Here is a 20,254-nt window from a genome sequence, read left to right on the forward strand (position 1 = left end):
GATGAACCAGGCAATGCCTTCTCTCGCCGGTCAGGCGGTCGACTATCTCGGCGATCATGAACAAAAGGGGCTGCTGCGCTTTCTCACCTGCGGCAGCGTCGACGATGGCAAGTCCACGCTGATCGGACGCCTGCTGCACGACACCAAGCGGGTGTTCGAGGACCAGGTGGCGGCCCTGCAGAAGGACTCGCGCAAATACGGCACGCAGGGCGAGGAACTCGACTTCGCGCTGCTGGTCGATGGCCTGGAGGCCGAGCGCGAGCAGGGCATCACCATCGATGTCGCCTATCGCTTCTTCGCCACCGAGGCGCGCAAGTTCATCGTCGCCGACACGCCCGGCCACGAGCAGTACACCCGCAACATGGCGACGGGCGCCTCCAACTCGGATCTGGCGATCATCCTGATCGACGCGCGCAAGGGCGTGCTGCAGCAGACCCGCCGCCACTCCTTCATCGTCTCGCTGCTGGGCATCCGCCACGTGGTGGTGGCCGTCAACAAGATGGATCTGGTCGGCTACGAGCGCGAAGTGCTGGAGCGGATCCGCGCGGAGTACGAGGCGTTCTCGCAAGGCTTCGGCTTCGAGACGCTGGAAGTGATCCCGATGTCGGCGCTGACCGGCGAGAACGTCACCCGCCGCAGCGAGGCGATGGACTGGCACGACGGTCCGACCCTGCTGGAGCATCTGGAAGCGGTGGATGTCGCCGGCGAGGATCGCCTGGGTCCGTTCCGCATGCCGGTGCAGTGGGTGAACCGCCCGAATCTCGACTTCCGCGGCTATGCCGGCACTGTCGTCAGCGGCGCGATCCGCCCCGGCGACAAGGTGGCGGTAGCCGCGTCCGGGCGCGTTGCCACGGTGGCCCGCATTGCCACGATGGGGGGCGACCTGGACGAGGCGGTGGCGGGCGATGCGGTGACCATCACCCTGCAGGAAGAGGTCGACATCTCGCGCGGCGACGTGCTGAGCACGCCGGAAAGCCGACCGGAGGTCTCCGACCGCCTGAGCGCCCACGTGATCTGGATGGGCGACCAGGGGCTGCGCACCGACCGCAACTACGTGATCAAGGCTGGCAAGCGCAGCACCACCGGCGTGGTGGCGCGCATCGAGCACGGCATCGACGTCAATTCGCTGAAGCATCTGCCGGCGAGCACGCTGGCGCTGAACGAGATCGGCTTTTGCGAGATCCACCTGAGCGCGCCCATCGCCTTCGACCCCTACGAGGTCAATCGCGAGATGGGCTCCTTCGTGCTGATCGACCCGCTGACCAACCAGACGGTCGGCGCGGGCCTGATCTGGGCAAGTCTCAGGAAGGCGGACAACATCCACCGCCAGGCCTTCGACATCGACCGGGCGGCCCGCGCAAGGCTGACCGGGCAGACGCCGCGGGTGCTCTGGTTCACCGGCCTGTCGGGCGCCGGCAAGTCGACCATCGCCAACCTTGTCGAGCAGCGGCTGCACGCGCAGGGACGGCTGACCTTCCTGCTGGACGGTGACAATGTGCGCCACGGGCTCAACCGCGACCTCGGCTTCTCCGAGGCCGACCGGGTGGAGAACATCCGGCGGGTGGGTGAGGTCTCGCGCCTGTTCACGGAAGCGGGCGTGATCACGCTGGTGTCGTTCATCTCGCCGTTCCGCTCGGACCGGCAGATGGCGCGCGACCTGTTCGCGCCGGGCGAGTTCGTCGAGATCCATGTCCATGCACCGCTGGAAGTGGCCGAGACGCGCGATCCCAAGGGGCTCTACCGCAAGGCGCGGGCAGGCGAGATCAGCAATTTCACCGGCATCGACAGCCCCTACGAGGCGCCGGACAGCGCCGAACTGGTGCTCGACACGGTGTCGCGGTCGGCCGAGGACCTGGCCGACGAGGTGATCCGCTATCTCGGGCTCTAAGGCCTGAGGCGAAATGCCGAAAAAACCGGCCGGAAGCGATGCCTCCGGCCGGTTTTGCCGTCTTTTTGGGCGGCCTTGCACGCTAATTGAGCGTGATCCAAAATTGCTTGATAGATGGGCAATTGCGGGGCAGTCTTGCTGGTGACCTTTCATAAAAACACCAGTGGGGACCCTATGCGCAGACTGTTTGGCATTGCCTTCGCCCTGACGCTGGCCGCTCCGGCCGCGATGGCGGAAACCGAGATCAAGTTTACCCTCGACTGGAAGTTCGAGGCCCCGGCCGCTCCCTTCTTCATCGCCCAGGACAAGGGCTATTTCGCCGAGGAAGGCCTCTCCGTCACCATCGACACGGGCGCGGGCTCGCGCGAATCGATCCCGCGGGTCGCCACCGGCGCCTACCAGATGGGCTTCGGCGACATCAACGCGCTGATCAAGCTGCTGGACGAGCAGCCGGACCTGAAGGTCAAGGCCGTGATGATGGCCTACGAGCGCCCGCCCTTCGCGGTGATCGGCCGCAAGAGCCTCGGCGTCACCGAGGACCCGAAGTCCCTGGAAGGCAAGAAGCTCGGCGCCCCGCCGCCGGATGCCGCCTTCGGCCAGTGGCCGGCCTTTGTCGATGTCGCCGGGCTCGATACGTCCGGCATGACCATCGAGAATGTCGGCTTCCCGGTGCGCGAGCCGATGCTGGCCCAGGGCCAGGTCGACGCGATCTTCGGCTTCTCCTTCTCCTCGGTGATCAACCTGAAGTCGCAGGGTGTCCCGGTCGACGACATCGCCACCATCCTGATGGCGGAAAACGGCCTCGACCTCTACGGCAACGTGGTGATGGTCAACACCGACTTCGCCGAGAGCAATCCGGAGGCGGTGAAGGGCTTCGTCAAGGCGCTGGTGCGCGGCTTCCTCGATACGATCGCCGACCCGGAGGCCTCCGTGCCTTACGTGCTGAAGCGCAACGAGGTGCTGGACCAGGCGACCGAGACCGACCGCATCCTGATGGCCGTGGACGGCTCCATCGCCACCCCGGCGGTGAAGGCCAACGGCTTCGGCGGCGTCGACATGGCCAAGCTCGCCAAGTCGATGGAATACCTGAAGACCTCCATGGGCGTGAGCGACACCCCGCCGGCGCCGGAGCGGGTGTTCGACCCCTCCTACCTGCCGCCGGTCGAGGAGCGCATGATCAAGTAAGGGGCCGCGCCCGCGCCACGTCTTCCCGGCCGCACAGGCGGGGAAGGGGAGGCGCGGGCGTCGTTTCCTCGCCTCCTGGCGCCTCGCTCCCGCAAGGCGTCCCGCGCCGGGCGCACCCGCCCGTCCTGTGGCCCGCACGGCCGCATCATCCTTTGGAGTTTCGCCCAGCCGTGACAGGTTTCGTCGATCTCAACAACATCCGCCTTGCCTATGGCGGGGGCGATGGCACGCTGGCCCTCGACGGCCTGACCATGGCCGTGCAGAAGGGCGAGTTCGCCGCCGTCGTCGGCCCGTCGGGCTGCGGCAAGTCCACCCTGATGAAGCTCGCCACCGGGCTGATCCGCCCGCAGGCCGGTACGGTCGAGGTGGCCGGCAAGGAAGTGGACGGACCCGTTTCCGTTGCCGGCATGGCCTTCCAGAACCCCTCGATGCTGCCCTGGCGCACGACGCTGAAGAACGTCATGCTGCCGCTGGAGATCGTCCAGCCGCACCGCCGGCGCCTGAAGAGCGAATACGAGAGCTACGTCGCCCGGGCCGAGAACCTGCTGGAGATCGTCGGCCTCAAGGGCTTCGGCGACAAGTTTCCCTGGCAGCTGTCGGGCGGCATGCAGCAGCGCGCAAACCTCTGCCGTGCGCTGATCCACGATCCGGCGCTGCTGATGCTGGACGAGCCGTTCGGCGCGCTCGACGCCTTCACCCGCGAGGAGCTGTGGCAGGTGATGCGCGACCTGCATGCGGAAAAGGGCTTCACCGTCATTCTCGTTACCCACGACCTGCGCGAGGCGGTGTTCCTGGCCGACCGCGTCTTCGTGATGAGCGCGCGCCCCGGCCGCATCATCGTCGAGCAGGAAGTCGACTTCCCGCGCCCCCGGCCCATCGACCTGACCTATGACGGGGGCTTCAACGACATCGTCCACGATCTGCGCGGACACATTGCCGAGGCGAGGGCCGCCGCATGACCAACGATCGCTGGATCAAGGCCGCCCCCTGGCTGTGGACCATCGGCCTGTTCGTCGTCTGGGAGGCGGCGTGCAAGGGCTTCGACATCGCCGTCTTCATCCTGCCGGCGCCGACCGACATCTGGGCCGCCATCGTCAAGTACTGGTCGCCGATCTGGAAGAACTCGCTGCAGACGCTGTTCACCACGACCGTCGGCTTCCTGCTGGCGGTGGCCGGCGGACTGGCGCTGGGGCTGGCCATCGGCTGGAGCCGGGCGATCTATGCGGGCCTCTACCCGCTGATGATCGGCTTCAACTCCGTCCCCAAGGTCGCCGTCGTGCCGATCCTGGTGATCTGGTTCGGCATCGGCACGGTGCCGGCGGTGCTGACCGCCTTCCTGATCGCGTTCTTCCCCATCGTCGTCAACGTGGCGACGGGGCTCGCCACCATCGAACCGGAGATGGAGGACGTGCTGCGGGCGCTGGGCGCGAAGAAGATGGACATCATGCTGAAGGTCGGCATCCCTCGCTCCATGCCCTATTTCTTCGGCTCGCTGAAGATCGCCATCACGCTGGCCTTCGTCGGCTCGGTGATCTCCGAGACCGTGGCGGCGAATGCCGGCATCGGCCACATGATGCTGGCGGCGCAGTCGCAGTTCAACGTGCCGCTGGTCTGGGCGGGCCTCGTTGCGCTCGCCGTGCTCGGCATCGTCATGTATGCGGCGATGGCCTGGCTGGAAATGCGCATGACCGGCTGGGCGCACCGTTCGGGCCGGCAGTAATCCCTAGCGCGACGGCGCAACACTCCGGCGGAACCTGCCGCCGGAGTGCCGGCAGGGTGTAGGCAAGCGGAGCGCGAGCCTGTAACACGGTCGGCAACAGCCGCCGGAGACCTGCATGTCGTTCCTTTATGTCCTGAAGCGCCGCATCCAGCGGAACCTGCCCAAGCCGCTCCAGCGCAAACTTCAGGAGGCGATCTATTTCGCGCTCTACCGGCTGTCGCCGGCCCGCCACCAGAACTTCTTCAACAGTGGTTTCTCGCCGGCTGAGGCACCGTGGACGGAGCTTGCCCCCTTCGACCGCGAGCCGCTGCAGTCGACGCTCTACGACAAGGTGCTGTGGGAGTTCACCCGGGACCTTGCCGCCAACCAGGGCGGGGAGTGGGGCGACATCCTCGACATCGGCTGCGGCCTCGGCGGCGGCGTGCAGGTGGCCCATCACCGCTTCCCGCAGGCGCGGATCACCGGCGTCGACGTCAATTCCAGCGCGGTAAGCGTCTGCCGCAAGCGCCTGCAGCACATCCCCTCGATCCGCATCCTGCAGGGCAATGCCCGCGACCTGCCGCTGGCCGACGGCTCCTTCGACATGATCTTCAGCGTCGGCGCGGCGAGCTATGTCGGCATGGACGCCTTCACGAAGGAAGCAACGCGCGTGCTGCGCCCCGGCGGCGTCCTGAGCTTCTCGGTCGGCTACACGGACAAGGCCTTCGCCGACCAGCGCAAGATCGTCGACGAGCTCTGCGAGAAGAACGGGCTCGACGTGCACAAGGTGGTCGACATCACCGAGAACGTCTTTGCGGCCATCGCCGAGGACGTGCCGCGCCGCCGCGAGCTGATCGAGCGGGTGCCCTGGCCGTTCCGCGACTATGCGAGCGACTGGGCCGACATGCCCGGCACCATGCGCTACCAGGAATATGTCGACGGCCGCCGCCTCGACTACGCGGTCTGCTGCGTCAAGCGCTGAGGCGCGAGGGACGGGGGCGCTTCAACGCCGCTGGGCGGCCTGCGGCACGCCGCCCGCGGGAGCGGGGGCGGCTGCGCCGAACTCGGTGTCGATGACACCGCGCAGCTCGCGGTAGAGCAGGGCGTCGAATTCCAGATATTCCTGCACCTTCTCGATGCCGTGCAGCCGCTCGGCCAGCTCCATCGTGCCCGGCAGCACGTAAGGTTCGTAGCCGCCGAAGATGTCGCGTCCCGTGACTTCCTCGACGCAGGTGTTGAACGCGTCGATCCGCTCCTCGACGCCGACCGCATCGAACTCGGCCAGCCGGTCCAGCGCCATGCTGATATGCCGCTCTTCCGGCTCGTCACCCTGATCGCAGACCAGCGTGCGTACGAAGGGGTCGGCAATCGCCTGCGCCTGCTGCGGGCGCAGCCGCGTGAAGGCGTCGCGCAGCGATTCCTCGCTCTCCAGGTTGATGGTCTCGCACAGGCCGAACAGGTTCTCGAGCCCGGAGACGAGGTTCTCCAGCAGCTTGCGGTTTGACGACCGCGAGATCTGCTTGATCATGATCAAGCGCTCGGCGAGCTCCACGATGGGATCGCGCAGCAGCGCGATGCGCATGTATTCGCGGCTCAGCAGGAACTCGGCGATGCGGTTGTGATTGCTGCGGCCCATCACGAACTGCGAATGGGCGTTGTGGTTGATCAGGATGCTGGAGATTGTCGCGAAGGTGATGCGTTCGCTGTTGGTATAGGTCAGGCTGAACAGGTTGCTCGCCATGTTGCGCATGCGGATCTGCGGCACGACGCAAAGGTTGAAGAACATCACCCGCTTTTCGATGCGGAAAGGTGAGGCCGTGTGCCGGTGCACCATCAGCCCGGTTTCCTGCTCGACGAGCTGTACGTTGTCGGCTTTCTGGATGCCCTTGACGATCTTGTCGTCGATGTGGAAGCCGACGAAGCCCGTCGTGTGAAGCCCCAGGTCCTTGATGTCCTGACGGTTCACGTTCGGGCCGATGACGGCGATTTCCTCGTCGTTGACGATGACCTTCACATGCGGCGTGCCGCCAGGATTGTTGGGCACGATCCAGCCGGAGAGGACGCCGTTGGCCTGTCGGTCGATGTGAAACTGCACTGTGCAGGGTCTCCCGGGGCTGTCCCGTCAGATCGCGTGGTCCTTGACCGATGCGACGATCAGCGAGGCGATCGCCCAAAGGACGAAGGAAATGAAGAAGATCATGAAGATGCCTGCGGCAACGCGCGGATAAAGCGCGGTGTCGGGCACGCTGGGGCGAACGATCTCGACCAGGTAGAGCTGCTGGCGCTCCGTCTCCTGCCGGGCCCTCTCGAAGGACGAGGTGGCGATGGAGTAGCGATTGGCGGCGAACTCCTCCTCTAGCCGCAGGTTCTCGAAGCTGGCGACCACGTCCGAGACGGTGCCGCCGCTGCGCCCCTGCGAGGCCAGCAGGCCCTCCTGCTCGGCGATCTGGGCCTTGACCTCGGCCAGCTCGCGCTCGATCACCTGGCGCGGCGCGAAATCCCGGTCGATCATCGAGGCCGTCGTCTCAAGCCGGGCCTCGAGCTCGATCCGCTTGATCATCAGCTGGGACAGGACCTGGCCGATGGACTCGGCCGTCATGGTCGGGTCGATGATCTCGCTGGCGTTCCGGTAGCGGCGCAGCGCTTCGCGCGCCTCGGCAAGATCGGTGCGGGCGAGTTCCACATCGGCCATGGCGACGCGCAGCGCTTCCTCGCGGGCACGCCGGGAAATCTCGTTGACGAGCGTCTCGCTCTTTTCCACCACCTGGCGGGCCAGCCAGTCCGCTTCCTCGGCGGAAAAGGCGGTCGCCTCGACGGTGATGATGCCCGACTGGGTGTCGAGCGAGGCGGTGACCCGGTTCTGCCAGTACTCGACGATATCTTCCCAGGTCGCGTCGCTTTCCAGCGTCGCGAAGAAGTCGCCGCGGTCGCGGTTGTACAGGCGGAAGATGGTCTCCTTGCCGCCGACATCCTCGATGATCGCGCGGCTCTTGACGTAGTTGAGCACGGCGAAGCTGTCGGGACTGGTGCCCGAGACGCCGGCGACCTTGGCGACCATGGCCAGCGTGCCGGTGCCGACCTCCTGCTGGGTGTCGCCGCTGCGCACCATGAAGCGGGTCTCGGAGGCGAAGATGTCCGAGGCCAGAACGAGGAAATAGAGCGCGGCGAGAAGGGTCGGGATCATCACGAAGATGCCGAAGGTGCGCAAGAGCCCGCCGCCGCGCCGGCCGCTCGCGTCGGTCTCACGCAGTTCCTTCAGGTCCTCGCGGACGGTCTTCACCAGGCCGGTGACCTGGGCCCCGGCGCGCGCGAGAGGGCCGCGGCGGCGCGGTGCAAGGGCGTCCGCATCGGTGCCGCCGCCGGTCACGGACACGGCGCGGGCGGCAACGGCCTCGGCCCTTGCCGGCTTGTGTCCCGTCTTCGCGTCTTGCGCCTTGTTGCCCCGATCCTTGGTGCCGGGGCGTCGTGAAAGCAGTCTTTGCATCGTCACGTCCAGCGCCTCGCGGGTTCTGCAGCATGCGGGCATGCGGCCCGCAGCACGTGCTCCAGCCTCGCATTCATGGTCATGCCGCCAGATGGTTGCGGACCAGCACCGCAAGCCCGACAAGCGCGCCCCAGGCAGCGACGCACAGCACCAGGACCACGGTCCAGGACCAGATCCGGCGGGGATACTCGGCATCCTCCGGCAGGGTCGGCTGCATCACGACCGCCGTATAGACCTGCCTCCGGTCAGCGTCCAGCCGCGCGCGCTCGTATTCGAGACTGGCCTGGGTGTACTGCTTGCGGGCGATCTCCTGGTCGAGCAGGTAGCGGTCGAACAGCGCCTTGGTGGTGGAGAGCGTCTCGCCGGTGCTGCCGGGCGAGGCGATCTCGCGGCGCAGGCGCGCGATCTCGCCTTCCAGCGTTTCGATCTGCCGGGTCAGGAACTGCATCTGCGGCGTGTCGGCATTCATCGAGCCGAGCAGCGTCTGGCGCCGCACCTTCATGTCGGTGAGGCGCACCTCCAGCTCGGTCGCGACCGCCGAGATCGACTTGGCATAGGTCTCGGGATCGAGCAGGCCGGTGGTGTTGCGCAGGTTGGCAAGGTCCTCGCTCAGCTTCTTAAGCCGCTCCTGCGCCTGGTCGAGATCCTCGCGGTTGAACTGCAGGAGGTCCGTGCGGGCGCGGGCCGACAGGTCGTTGACCAGTTCGTCGATGGCCTCGAGGATCAGCCGGTTCACCTCCTGCGCGTCTTCGGCCGAGAAGGCCTGCACCGTGATGGTGACGATGCCCGACAGGGACTCCACATGGACGCCGACCCGTTCGCGCCAGTAGTCCATGAAATCCTCGATCGGATCGCCTTGCGGAAACCGCGAGAAATAGTCGATGCCGCCCGCGTTGAATTTTCCGAACAGGTCGGTGCGCTCCTGCAGCCGGTCGACCAGCGCGCGGCTGTGGACGTAGCTTTCCACCACCATGGCCTCCTGCATCAGGTTGCCGGTGGGCAGGCCGGTCAGCGACATGAAGGAGGCGGGGGTCGTGGTCTTGAAGTTGCGCAGGGAGAACTGCATCTCGGACTGGTAGCGGTCCGAGGCGACAAGGCCGAAATAGACGCCGGCGACCAGGGCGGGCAGCAGGACCAGAAGCAGCCAGCTGGCGGCGATGGACAGCAGGAACAGCCGCTCGCCGCGGCGGCGCCTGAAGCCGCCGCCGCCGATGACGCGACGGTTCGAGCGGATGCGCCGGCTGGCCTCCTTGAGGGCCGCCGAGATCGCTTCCGTTCGCTTCTCGCTCTTCGGTGCCTTCTCGACGACGTCGCCGCCGCCGCCGAGCACCACGTCTATGAGCGCGTCCGACATCTTCTCCGCCATTCGCCGCAGGCTGTCCCGCCCGCGGCCGCTACATGTTCAACTGCTTGTACATCTCGACCGCATCCGAGACCGAATCGAAGAAATACATCTTTCCATCGGCCAGCACGATGCCACGGTCGCAATACATCTGCACAAGCTCGATGCTGTGCGAGATCATGATCATATCCGAATATTGCTTGCGCTTGTTGAATTCGTCCCGGCAACGCTGCTGGAAGCGGGAGTCGCCGACCGCCATCACCTCGTCGATCAGGTAGCATTCGAAGTCGATCGCCATCGACAGGCCGAAGGCGAGGCGCTGCTGCATGCCGGAGGAATAGGTGCCGAAGGGCGCGTCGATGAAGGGGCCGAGCTCGGAAAAGTCCTCCACGAAGCGCACCGCCTTGCGGATGTCCTGCCGGTAGACGCGGGCGACGAACTGGATGTTCTCCCGGCCGGTCAGAGCCGGATGCAGGCCGCCGGCGAAGCCGAGCGGCCAGGACACGCGCGACTCGCGCACGATGCGCCCGCTGTTGGGCATCTCCGTGCCGGCGATCAGCCGCATCAAGGTCGACTTGCCCGCGCCGTTGATGCCCATGATCCCGTAGCTGACGCCCTTGTCCAGCCGGAAGCTGATGTGGTCCAGCACGATCTTGAGCGTCTTCTGCGTGCGGTAGAACTTGAAGACGTTCTGGAACCTGATCATTTCATCAAGAGCTTTCCGCGAACGGCCCGCTCCGCCGCAAAGCCCAGCAGCAGGATGAAGAGCGAGACCTGCACCACGTACATGGGTTCCACGGTGCTGCCGCCATATCCGTCGTAATACGCGGTGCGCAGCCAGGAAATGCAGTGATAGAGCGGGTTGTAGACGATGTATTCCAGCACCCAGTGCGGCATCATGCTGGGCAGGTAGAGCGCGCCGGAGGTGATCCACTGGGCGATCATGATCAGGATGAAGATCGCCACCCACATGGGAAACAGCACCAGGATCACGCAGCTGAGCAGGCCGACCGAGATGCCGTAGAGAACCGTGACCGCGATGGCGGCGATGGCGATCTCCGGCCGGTTCGGCAGGAAGTCGACGCCGGCGATGTAGAGGATCGTGCAGAAGGCGAGCAGCACGCACATCGCGGTGATCATCTCCAGCAAGGCGCGCGCCAGGATGATGTCGATCACCTTCACCACCGGGAACAGCAGCATCGGCTTGTTTTGCTGGATGGCGAGCATCATCATCCGGCCCGGATACAGGCACAGGATGTAGGGCATGATGCCGGTGCCGAAGAACACCACATTGTTGGTGCCGAGCGGCACGGCCCGGCCGATCGCGACCCAGATGCCGAGCATCGCCAGAAGGTGGGTGAGCGGCCACGCGACCGCGATGACGAAACCGATCGCCGTGCGCCCGAACCGGGTGCGCATGTCGCGCAGGATGAGGGCGCCCAGCACGGCCTTCTGATTGGCCAGCGCGGCGACGAAGGACGTCGTCATGTCACTCCCGAAGCTTCTGGTCCCGGCCATGCGTGTTGCATTGCGGGATAATTGACCGGGGAACGCGACGATTCCATGGCATGTCCGGGCCGGCGGGGCAATGCACCTATTCCCCCAGGCGATCGGCGGCGAGCCCGGCAAGCGCCAGCGCCGAGGTCAGGCCGGGCGACTCGATGCCGTAGAGCGCGACGAGGCCGCGATGGCCGTGCTCGCGAGGTCCGTCGATGCGAAAATCGGCCGCCGGCTCGCCGGGGCCGGAGATCTTCGGCCGGACGCCGCTGTAGTCGGGGCGCAGCGAGCCGTCGGCAAGCTCCGGCCAGTACTTGCGGATCTCGGCATAGAAGCCGTCCGCCCGGCGCGGATCCACCGTGTAGTCGAGGCTGTCGATCCATTCCACGTCGGGACCGAAGCGGGCCTGGCCGCCCATGTCGAGCGTCAGGTGGACGCCGAGCCCGCCGGGCTCGGGCACCGGATAGATCAGCCGCGAGAAGGGCGCGCGGCCGGTGATGGAGAAGTAGCAGCCGCGCGCGAAATAGGCCGTCGGCGGCTGCGTGCCGGACAGGAGGGCGGCAAGCGAGGGCGCGCCGTGGCCGGCGGAGATGACGAGATTGCGGCAGGTGAGGGCAAAACCCTCGGCGCCGTCCTCGACCGTCAGCCGGTAGCCGTCGCCGAGGGCGGCAAGACCCGTGACCTTTGACCCGCAGACCACCTGGCCGCCGCGCGCCTCCAGCCCGCCCTGCAGGGCCAGCATGAAGCCGTGGCTGTCGACGATGCCGGTGGACGGGGAGAGCAGGGCGCCCTCGCAGGCAAGGTGCGGCTCCAAGGCCAGAGCGTCGGCGCGCGACAGGAATGCAAGGTCGTCGACGCCGTTCGCCTCGGCCCGGGCGCGAATGTCCGAAAGCGTCTCGACCTGCTCGGGCGAGGTCGCGACGATCAGCTTGCCGAGGCGGCGGTGCGGAACCCCGTGCTCGTCGCAGAAGCGGTAGAGCAGCTCGCGCCCGGCAAGACAGGCGCGCGCCTTGAGACTGCCGGCCGGATAATAGATGCCGGCGTGGATCACCTCGCTGTTGCGGGCGCTGGTCTGCGAGCCGATGATCGGATGCTCCTCGAGCACCATCACCTCCTGGCCGCGCAGAGCCAGTTCGCGGGCAATGGCAAGGCCGACCGCGCCGGCGCCGATCACCACCGTCTCGACATCCATCCACCGCTCCTTCCCAAGCTGCCGGCAAAGCGCCGCATTTCCATGTGACTTCGCTGTCGCTTAGGCCATCGGCAAGGTCATCGCAACAGGAGGGAGACACTCCGCCTGCGGCGCGGCCTTGTTCGCCCTGGCAGCGTCTTCTATACAACGCCGGGTCCGTTCCGGTGCCCCGAACTCCAAAGGACAGGCATCCGTTTCCATGTCGCTTGACGTTACCAGCCTCGAAATTCCCGAAGTAAAGATTATTCGGCCGAGGAAATTCGGCGATCATCGCGGGTTCTTTTCGGAAGTCTACAACAAGAAGGCTTTCGCGGACGCCGGTATCGATCTCGATTTCATCCAGGACAATCATTCCTACTCGGCGGAAGCGGGGACCCTGCGCGGCCTGCACTACCAGGGCGGCGAGTTTGCCCAGGACAAGCTGGTGCGGTGCGTGCGCGGCCGGATCCTCGACGTTGCCGTCGACATCCGCAAGTCGTCTCCGACCTTCGGAAAATGGGTGTCGGCGGAGATTTCCGCGGCCGAATGGAACCAGATCCTGGTGCCGGTCGGCTTCGCCCACGCCATCCTTACCCTCGAGCCGGATACCGAGATCATCTACAAGGTGACCGGCTACTACGCGCCCACCCACGATTTTGGCATTCGCTGGAACGATCCGGACCTCGGCATCGATTGGGGGATCGCCGAAGACAAGGTGATCCTGTCCGACAAGGACCGGGTGCAGCCGTTCTTCAAGGATGTAATCCACTGGTTCTGACACGTCAGACGCGAGGCGAGCCGGCGCGCGATGACGATTTCTTGAAGATTCGCCAACCTGCGGGTTGATTGGATCGTCTTGCGCTGCAAAATGCGGCCGTCGGTAAACGACGTCGCGTGATCCTGGGCGAGAGTCGGGCAGGGAAGAAGGCATCCGGGGCAGGGTGCCTTCCTGGAAATGCAAGGGGCTGACAGTTCTGTCGGCCTACAACTCGAAACGCGGTCGGTGTTTGCATGGAAACTGTTCTGGTCACAGGCGCGGGCGGCTATATCGGCACGACCCTGGTGCCGTTGCTGCTGGAAGAAGGCTATGCGGTGCGCGCGGTCGACCGCTTCTTCTTCGGCCGAGACCTGTTGCCCGAGCACGAGCGGCTGGAGATCGTCCGCCAGGATGCCCGGCTGATCGACCCGGCGCTGCTGTCCGGCATCGATCACGTGATCGACCTCGTCGCCATCTCCAACGACCCGTCCGGCGAGGAGTTCAGCCGCGAGACCGACCAGATCAACCACATCTCGCGCGTTCGCACCGCCAGGCTCGCCCGCGAGGCCGGCGTCAAGCGCTACGTGCTGCCGTCCTCCTGCAGCCTCTACGGCTTCCAGGAGCCCGGCGTGATCGCCACCGAGACCACCCCGACCAATCCGCTGACCGCCTATGCGCGCGCCAACGAGATGGCCGAACACGGCGTGCTGCCGCTCGCCTCCGACGATTTCACGGTGGTGGTGCTGCGCCAGGCGACGGTCTACGGCTACAGCCCGCGCATGCGCTTCGATCTCGCGATCAACGGCATGGTGTTCGGCGCCTGGAAGACCGGCAAGCTGCCTCTGATGCGCGACGGCACCCAGTGGCGCCCGATGGTGCATGTGCGCGACACGGCCCGTGCCCAGATCTTCATGCTGAGCGCCCCGGCCGACAGGATCAACGGCCAGATCTTCAACGTCGGCTCGGACGAGAACAACTACCAGATCGGCCCGCTGGCACAGATCGTCGCCGACACGCTGCCGAACGATGTCGCCATCGAATGGTACGGAGACCCCGACCACCGTTCCTACCGGGTCGGCTTCGACAAGATCGAGGCGCTCGGCTTCAAGGCCGAACTGACCGCGGTCGACGGTGTGCGCGATGTGCTGGCGGCGCTGGAGGACGGGCGCACCGACAAGACGACCCAGACCATCACGCTCGCCTGGTACAAGGAACTCGTGACCTGGCATGAACGCATCAAGGAGCTCGAGCTCAACGGCGGCATCCTGCGCATCTGAGGTTCCCATGAAGACGATCCTTCTTGGTCCCGGCGGCCAGCTCGGTACGGACATCCGCCGGGCGAACGATGCGGCTGGCGGCGTGCTCGACATTGTTCCCGTCGGCCGCGACCGGCTCGACCTTGCCGATTTCGACCGGGTGCGTGAGCTGCTCTCGACGGCCGACTTCGATGTGCTGGTGAACTGCTCCAGCTACCACAAGACCGACGAGGTCGAGGGCAACGCCCAGCAGGCCTTCACCATCAATGCCCATCTGGTTGCGCTGCTCGGCGAACTGGCGCAGGCGAAGTCGGCGCGCTTCGTCCATGTGTCGACCGACTACGTGTTTGGCGGCCAGGACAAGCGTGAGCCTCTCGACGAGGCCGACCCGCGCGCGCCGGTCAACGTCTACGGCGCCAGCAAGGCGATGGGTGAGGATCTGGCCCGGCTCGCCTGCGAGAACACGCTGATCCTGCGCGTCGCCTCGCTGTTCGGCGTGGCCGGCGCCAGCGGCAAGGGCGGCAACTTCGTCGAGACGATGATCCGCTTCGGCCGCGAGCGCGGGCACCTGCGCGTCGTCGCCGACCAGCACATGTCGCCGACCTCGACCAAGGACATCGCCGCCGCGCTGCTGACCATGCTGCGCGACGAGGTGCCGGCCGGCACCTGGCATGTGGTGAATTCCGGCGCGACGACCTGGCACGGCTTTGCCGAGGAGATCATCCGCAGGTCCGGGACCAAGGCGAGCGTCGAGGCGATCCCCTCGTCCGAGTTCCCGACGCCGGCACGCCGGCCGGCCTATTCGGTCCTGTCGAACGACAAGCTCTCCAAGGCGATCGGCGCCCCGCGCCCCTGGCAGGAAGCGCTCGAGGCGTATCTGGCCGAGAAGGGGTACCTGGCGTGAGAGGCATCGTGCTCGCCGGCGGGTCCGGTACCCGCCTTTATCCGCTGACGCGGGTGACCAGCAAGCAGCTGCTGCCGGTCTACGACAAGCCGATGATCTACTACCCGCTGTCGGTTCTGATGCTGGCGGGCATCCGCGAGATCCTGATCATCTCCACGCCGCGCGATCTGCCAAGCTACGAGGCGCTGCTGGGCGACGGCAGCCAGTGGGGCATCCGCCTGTCCTACGTGGTGCAGGAGGAGCCGCGGGGCCTGGCGGAAGCCTTCATCCTGGGCGAGCGCTTCATCGACGGCAGCCCCTGCGCCCTCGTGCTCGGCGACAACATCTTCTACGGCCACGGCCTGTCCGAGCGCTTGGTCAAGGCCTCGGCCCTGACCGCCGGCGGCAAGGTCTTCGCCTATCACGTGCAGGATCCGCAGCGTTACGGCGTCGTCGAGTTCGACGAGGCGGGACGCGCGGTGTCGCTTGAGGAAAAGCCGACGAGCCCGAAGTCGAACTGGGCTGTCGCAGGGCTCTATTTCTACGATGCCAAGGTGGTGGAACATGCCCATCAGGTGCGCCCATCCGCGCGCGGCGAGCTGGAAATCACCGATATCAACCGCCGCTATCTCGAGGCAGGGCAGCTGACGGTGGAAAAGCTCGGCCGAGGCTTTGCCTGGCTCGACACCGGCACCCATGACAGCCTGATGGAGGCTTCGGAATTCATCCGGGCGATCGAGCACCGGCAGGGGCTGAAGGTCGCCTGCCTGGAAGAGATCGCCATGGTGAACCGCTGGATCACCCCGGAAGATGTCGCCGAACTCGCCAAGCCGCTCGCCAAGACGCTGTATGGCGAGTACCTCCTGCAGATCAGCGGACGAAAATAGGCAGACGGAACATGCTCGGGCAGGTCATCCACCCAGTCATCTTCTTCTTCTACAAGATCATCAACCGGCTCTGGTACCTGTACTGGTACTTCGTCGTCATCATGCCCTACGAGGTCTATGCCCGCTTCGTCTGCCGGCTGGACCCCAAGCTCTATTCGGAAAAGCGCCGCATCCTCGGCGTGAGCGAGGGGCGCCGCTCGCATGAGGGCAAGCGCTTCGCGATCTTCGTGATCTACACGAAAGCGGACATCCAGGTCTTCACCCGAACGGCCATCGACGCGCTCAACGCGCGCGGCATCAACATCGTCTTCGTCACCAACATGCGGGCGAGCGGCGATGTGCGCGAGGACCTGCTGGACAACTGCCATCTGTTGATCGAGCGCGAGAACCTGGGCCGCGACTTCGGCGCCTACAAGGACGGCTTCAGCCTGCTGCGCAAGCGCGAGCCGGTGATCGACAAGCTGATTCTGATGAACGACAGCGTCTATTACCTGCCGAACGGTCTCGACGAGATCTTCGCCAAGCTGGACGCCAACGAGCCGTTCATCGGCCTGACGGAAGTGTTCGAGCACCACTACCACGTCCAGTCGTTCCTGCTGGCCTTCAACCGCGACGTGATCGAGGCGCCGGCCTTCCTGGAATATTGGGACAAGTACCTGCCGATCAGCACCCGACGCTGGTCGGTGCACAAGGGCGAGGTGGGGCTGACCAAATGCGTGCTGCGCAAGGTCGGCCAGGGCCCGCACATCATCGTCAACCCGGTCGAGGTCTACAACATCCTCGTCGGCATGGATTTCGGCGAACTGCGCTCGACCATCGACCTCGTGCCGTTCCGCAACAGAAACCTGCTGCGCAAGCAGCTCTACAAGCTGATCGAGATGCGCTCCAGCCAGGCGATCTCGGAAGAGGCGCTGGCCCAGGGCCAGTTCATCGAGCGCTTCGCCGATCTCGTCAATACGGCCCGGGCCAAGGGCACTTCCCTTGCCGACGACGACGACGTCACCAAGGCGCTGGACCTGCGCTACGACTTCCAGAGCCGGCGCAACCTCAGCGACTTCAAGGTGGCCGAGTTCATCGAGGGATACGTCAAGCTTCTGACCGAGCGCAACCAGATCCATTTCGGCGGATTTCTCTACTACAAGTTCCTCGGCATCCCGATCCTGAAGCGCGATCTGGTCTATCGCGGCGTCTACACGTTCGAGCAGATCAACAAGATCATCGACGAGCTCGACCTGCCGTTCGCCGAGGAAATCCGCGTCGACATCCGCAGCAAGGGGATGGGGCGCTACTACAAGGGCCTCAAGAAGGTCCTGTTCCGCTACGGCTCGATCTGAGAATGAGGGCAGCAACCATGGCAAACAGGCTGCTCGGCCGGCTTATCGGCACGCTTGCAGGGGTGCGGCGCGCGGTGTCGCCGCGAAACGCACGCGGGCATCAGGACGCAGCGCTCGACGAGCGCTACGACATGCGCCCGGCACGCGCGGAAAACGCCGTCGACCTGTTCGAGGGCGAATGGTCGGGGGCCCTGCCGGGCCTGCCGCCCAACGGCAAGCCGGCCTTCTACGCCGATCCGCGCGTCGACTTCTTCGAGCGCGCCAGCGGCGGGTATGTGAACAAGCACGTGCTGGAGCTGGGGCCGCTGGAGGGCAGCCACACCTACATGCTGCAGATGAAGGGGGCGGCCTCGATCACCTCCATCGAGGCGAACACCCGCGCCTATCTCAAGTGCCTGATCGTCAAGAACAACTACGGGCTGCACAAGGCCCGGTTCCTGCTCGGGGATTTCCTGAAATATCTCGAGGAGGAGCCGCGCCGCTTCGACGCCATCGTCGCGAGCGGCGTGCTCTACCACATGAGCGATCCGGTGGCGCTGATCGAGGCGATGTGCCGGAGCGCCGATGCCATCGGCATCTGGACCCATTACTACGACCACGACATCCTGTCGCGCCATCCGGTCTATGCCAACCGCTTCGCCGCGCCCGAGACGACCGAACATCGCGGCGTGCCGCTGACCATGAGCCGGCAGACCTATGTCCAGCAGGCGCTCGACTGGAAGGGCTTTTGCGGCGGCGCCGAGCGGGTGACCCGCTGGGTCGAGAAGGACTCGCTGCTACGCCTGTTCGACACGCTCGGTTTCGACGTGGAGATCGGCAAGGACGATCCGGGCCATGTCAACGGGCCGGCGCTGACCTTCGTCGCCAGGAAGCGGAAGAGCGCGTGATGGGCGGGATCGTGCAGCGTATCGTCGGCGCGCTGACGGGCGCCAAGGCGCGCGCGGAAGCGGAGAAGCCGCACTTCCAGCGCGACTACGAGCGCCATGTCCGCAATCTCAAGGAGAGCCACCCGCTGGACGAGGCGATGTCGCTGGCCGTCGGCGGGCACTACGACATTCAGGGCCGGATACATCTGGAGTTGCTGCGCTCGCTGGGCCTCAAGGACGGCGACAGCCTGATCGATCTGGGCTGCGGCAGCGGCCGGACCGCAAGGCAGTTGGCCGAGAGCGGCAGCTACGGCTATCTGGGCATCGATGTGGTCAAGGACCTGATCGACTATGCCCGCGCCCATACGCCGGCCGACTACCGCTTCCATATCTCCACGAACCTGAAGATCCCGGCAGAGGATGCGTCCGCCGACATCGTCTACTCGTTCAGCCTGTTCACGCATCTGCTGCACGAGGAAACCTACCTCTACATGGAGGAGGTGAGCCGGGTGCTGCGGCCGGGCGGGACGTTCCTGTTCTCGTTCCTGGAGTTCGGCAATCGCGGCCATTTCCCGGTCTTCCTCGGCAGTGTCGAGCAGCAGAGAAACGGGACGAAGCCGGTGATGAACATGTTCATCGAACGCAATGTGATCGAGCTTTGGGCGGAAAAGCTCGGCTTTGCCGTCGAGAAATACGTTGAGGGATATCGCGAGATCGTGCCGGATGGGCGCCTCGGGCAGACCGGGGCCGTGTTGCGGCGTCTCGAACGCTAGGGCAGGTAGAGAAAAACGTCGGTTTGGGACGCTGTTCCAACGGCTTGATCGCACCGCACCGAGCAACTAGAAGGAGTGCACGGAATGAGTGTCGAAGCGGTTTTCAGCCGCCGGTCCTTCCGTTCGCCAGGGAGCCCGATCATGCCGCGCAAAGGTGCGGCAGGCGGGGGCGGAACAGGCCATCAGAGCCAGTACGGACAATCCGGCAGCCAGGAAGCGGCTCGCCTTGCGCACCACCGCGACGGTCTCGCTGCAAGCGGGACTGCGATGCGGCGCGAGGTGGCTTGATGCATGAGGAAGGGTCGAACTTGCAAGAAGACGTGATGGCGCCCGGCCGCCTCGACAATCTCAGGACGCTCGAGGCGGAAAGCATCCACATCATCCGGGAGGTGGCGGCCGAGTTCCGCAATCCGGTGATGCTCTATTCGATCGGCAAGGATTCCTCCGTCCTGCTGCATCTGGCGATGAAGGCCTTCGCGCCCTCGCGCCTGCCTTTCCCCCTGATGCATGTCGACACGACGTGGAAGTTCCGCGAGATGATTGCCTTTCGCGACGAGACGGCGAAGCGGATCGGTGCGGATCTCATCGTGCATACGAACGAGGACGGCATCCGGCAGGGCATCGGCCCCTTCAGCCACGGCTCCTCCGTGCACACGCATGTGATGAAGACCGAGGCCCTGAAGCAGGCGCTCGACAAGTACGGCTTCGACGCGGCCTTCGGCGGCGCCCGGCGCGACGAGGAAAAGAGCCGCGCCAAGGAGCGCGTCTTCTCGTTCCGCAGCAAGGCCCATGCCTGGGACCCGAAGAACCAGCGTCCGGAACTGTGGAACCTCTATAACGGACGCATCGCCAAGGGCGAGTCGATCCGTGCGTTCCCGCTGTCCAATTGGACCGAGCTCGACATCTGGCAGTACATCCTGCTGGAGAACATCCCCATCGTGCCGCTCTACTACGCCAAGCGGCGACCGGTGGTGCGGCGCGACGGCATGCTGATCATGGTCGACGACGAGCGCATGCCGATCGGTCCTGACGACCGGGTGGAGGACCTGTTGGTGCGCTTCCGCACGCTCGGTTGCTATCCGCTGACCGGCGCGATCGAGTCCGATGCGGACACGCTGCCGGCGATCATCCGCGAGATGCTGGTTGCCCGCACCTCCGAACGCTCGGGCCGCCTGATCGACCACGACGACAGCGCCTCGATGGAAAAGAAGAAGCGCGAGGGGTATTTCTGA

The 20,254-nt window shown here is 65.6% G+C and carries 19 protein-coding genes; 13 read left to right on the forward strand and 6 right to left on the reverse strand.

Annotation, left to right across the window (positions count from 1 at the left end):
* Window position 1: 1 nt before the first annotated feature.
* The 5 genes from cysN to H7H34_RS08415 all read left to right on the forward strand — a co-directional run bounded on the left by cysN (window position 2) and on the right by H7H34_RS08415 (window position 5,754).
* On the forward strand, window positions 2-1,888 hold the full coding sequence (gene cysN, locus H7H34_RS08395) for a sulfate adenylyltransferase subunit CysN (protein ID WP_185924902.1): 1,887 nt from the start codon (window positions 2-4) through the stop codon (window positions 1,886-1,888).
* Between the two features lie 174 nt (window positions 1,889-2,062).
* A complete protein-coding gene (locus H7H34_RS08400) occupies window positions 2,063-3,073 on the forward strand; it encodes an ABC transporter substrate-binding protein (protein WP_120270867.1) in 1,011 nt (336 codons plus the stop codon).
* Window positions 3,074-3,243: 170 nt separating this feature from the next.
* The gene (locus tag H7H34_RS08405; protein ID WP_185924903.1) at window positions 3,244-4,032 is read left to right on the forward strand and encodes an ABC transporter ATP-binding protein; all 789 of its coding nucleotides are present in this window, start codon (window positions 3,244-3,246) and stop codon (window positions 4,030-4,032) included.
* Window positions 4,029-4,793 carry an ABC transporter permease gene (locus tag H7H34_RS08410; protein ID WP_067340180.1) on the forward strand — a complete coding sequence of 255 codons (765 nt, stop codon included), beginning with the start codon at window positions 4,029-4,031 and terminating at the stop codon, window positions 4,791-4,793. Before H7H34_RS08405 ends, H7H34_RS08410 begins: the two co-directional genes overlap by 4 nt.
* A 115-nt stretch (window positions 4,794-4,908) precedes the next feature.
* Complete coding sequence (locus tag H7H34_RS08415) at window positions 4,909-5,754, forward strand: class I SAM-dependent methyltransferase (RefSeq protein WP_185924904.1); 846 nt, start codon at window positions 4,909-4,911, stop codon at window positions 5,752-5,754.
* Between the two features lie 21 nt (window positions 5,755-5,775).
* Here H7H34_RS08415 and H7H34_RS08420 read toward each other — a convergent pair whose 3' ends face one another.
* From H7H34_RS08420 to H7H34_RS08445, 6 genes are all read right to left on the reverse strand, one after another.
* Window positions 5,776-6,867 carry a hypothetical protein gene (locus tag H7H34_RS08420; protein ID WP_185924905.1) on the reverse strand — a complete coding sequence of 364 codons (1,092 nt, stop codon included), beginning with the start codon at window positions 6,865-6,867 and terminating at the stop codon, window positions 5,776-5,778.
* A gap of 27 nt (window positions 6,868-6,894) precedes the next feature.
* Complete coding sequence (locus H7H34_RS08425) at window positions 6,895-8,256, reverse strand: KpsE/RkpR family capsule polysaccharide export protein (RefSeq protein ID WP_120270869.1); 1,362 nt, start codon at window positions 8,254-8,256, stop codon at window positions 6,895-6,897.
* A 79-nt stretch (window positions 8,257-8,335) separates the two neighbouring features.
* Window positions 8,336-9,622 carry a KpsE/RkpR family capsule polysaccharide export protein gene (locus H7H34_RS08430; protein ID WP_185924906.1) on the reverse strand — a complete coding sequence of 429 codons (1,287 nt, stop codon included), beginning with the start codon at window positions 9,620-9,622 and terminating at the stop codon, window positions 8,336-8,338.
* Between the two features lie 28 nt (window positions 9,623-9,650).
* Window positions 9,651-10,304, reverse strand: a complete 654-nt coding sequence (locus H7H34_RS08435; RefSeq protein ID WP_120270871.1) for an ABC transporter ATP-binding protein — start codon at window positions 10,302-10,304, stop codon at window positions 9,651-9,653.
* On the reverse strand, window positions 10,301-11,086 hold the full coding sequence (locus H7H34_RS08440) for an ABC transporter permease (protein ID WP_158592765.1): 786 nt from the start codon (window positions 11,084-11,086) through the stop codon (window positions 10,301-10,303). The genes H7H34_RS08435 and H7H34_RS08440 overlap by 4 nt, the downstream gene beginning before the upstream one ends.
* 106 nt (window positions 11,087-11,192) lie before the next feature.
* Window positions 11,193-12,287 carry an NAD(P)/FAD-dependent oxidoreductase gene (locus H7H34_RS08445; RefSeq protein WP_185924907.1) on the reverse strand — a complete coding sequence of 365 codons (1,095 nt, stop codon included), beginning with the start codon at window positions 12,285-12,287 and terminating at the stop codon, window positions 11,193-11,195.
* Between the two features lie 199 nt (window positions 12,288-12,486).
* On the opposite strand from H7H34_RS08445, the gene rfbC reads away from it, so the two are divergent.
* The 8 genes from rfbC to cysD all read left to right on the forward strand — a co-directional run bounded on the left by rfbC (window position 12,487) and on the right by cysD (window position 20,254).
* Window positions 12,487-13,044, forward strand: coding sequence for a dTDP-4-dehydrorhamnose 3,5-epimerase (gene rfbC, locus H7H34_RS08450; protein WP_120270874.1), 558 nt, complete (start codon window positions 12,487-12,489; stop codon window positions 13,042-13,044).
* Between the two features lie 233 nt (window positions 13,045-13,277).
* On the forward strand, window positions 13,278-14,300 hold the full coding sequence (locus H7H34_RS08455) for an NAD-dependent epimerase/dehydratase family protein (protein ID WP_185924908.1): 1,023 nt from the start codon (window positions 13,278-13,280) through the stop codon (window positions 14,298-14,300).
* 7 nt (window positions 14,301-14,307) lie between these two features.
* Window positions 14,308-15,183: a dTDP-4-dehydrorhamnose reductase gene (gene rfbD, locus H7H34_RS08460; protein ID WP_185924909.1), complete on the forward strand. Its 876-nt coding sequence runs from the start codon at window positions 14,308-14,310 to the stop codon at window positions 15,181-15,183.
* Window positions 15,180-16,049, forward strand: coding sequence for a glucose-1-phosphate thymidylyltransferase RfbA (gene rfbA, locus H7H34_RS08465; RefSeq protein WP_185924910.1), 870 nt, complete (start codon window positions 15,180-15,182; stop codon window positions 16,047-16,049). Before rfbD ends, rfbA begins: the two co-directional genes overlap by 4 nt.
* Before the next feature lie 11 nt (window positions 16,050-16,060).
* Window positions 16,061-17,383, forward strand: coding sequence for a rhamnan synthesis F family protein (locus H7H34_RS08470; RefSeq protein WP_185924911.1), 1,323 nt, complete (start codon window positions 16,061-16,063; stop codon window positions 17,381-17,383).
* 17 nt (window positions 17,384-17,400) lie between these two features.
* Window positions 17,401-18,270: a class I SAM-dependent methyltransferase gene (locus tag H7H34_RS08475; protein ID WP_185924912.1), complete on the forward strand. Its 870-nt coding sequence runs from the start codon at window positions 17,401-17,403 to the stop codon at window positions 18,268-18,270.
* A complete protein-coding gene (locus H7H34_RS08480; RefSeq protein WP_120270879.1) occupies window positions 18,270-19,022 on the forward strand; it encodes a class I SAM-dependent methyltransferase in 753 nt (250 codons plus the stop codon). Before H7H34_RS08475 ends, H7H34_RS08480 begins: the two co-directional genes overlap by 1 nt.
* A gap of 323 nt (window positions 19,023-19,345) precedes the next feature.
* Window positions 19,346-20,254 carry a sulfate adenylyltransferase subunit CysD gene (cysD, locus tag H7H34_RS08485; RefSeq protein ID WP_185926480.1) on the forward strand — a complete coding sequence of 303 codons (909 nt, stop codon included), beginning with the start codon at window positions 19,346-19,348 and terminating at the stop codon, window positions 20,252-20,254.

Source organism: Stappia sp. 28M-7, assembly GCF_014252955.1.
In the GTDB taxonomy this organism is placed as follows: Bacteria; Pseudomonadota; Alphaproteobacteria; order Rhizobiales; family Stappiaceae; genus Stappia.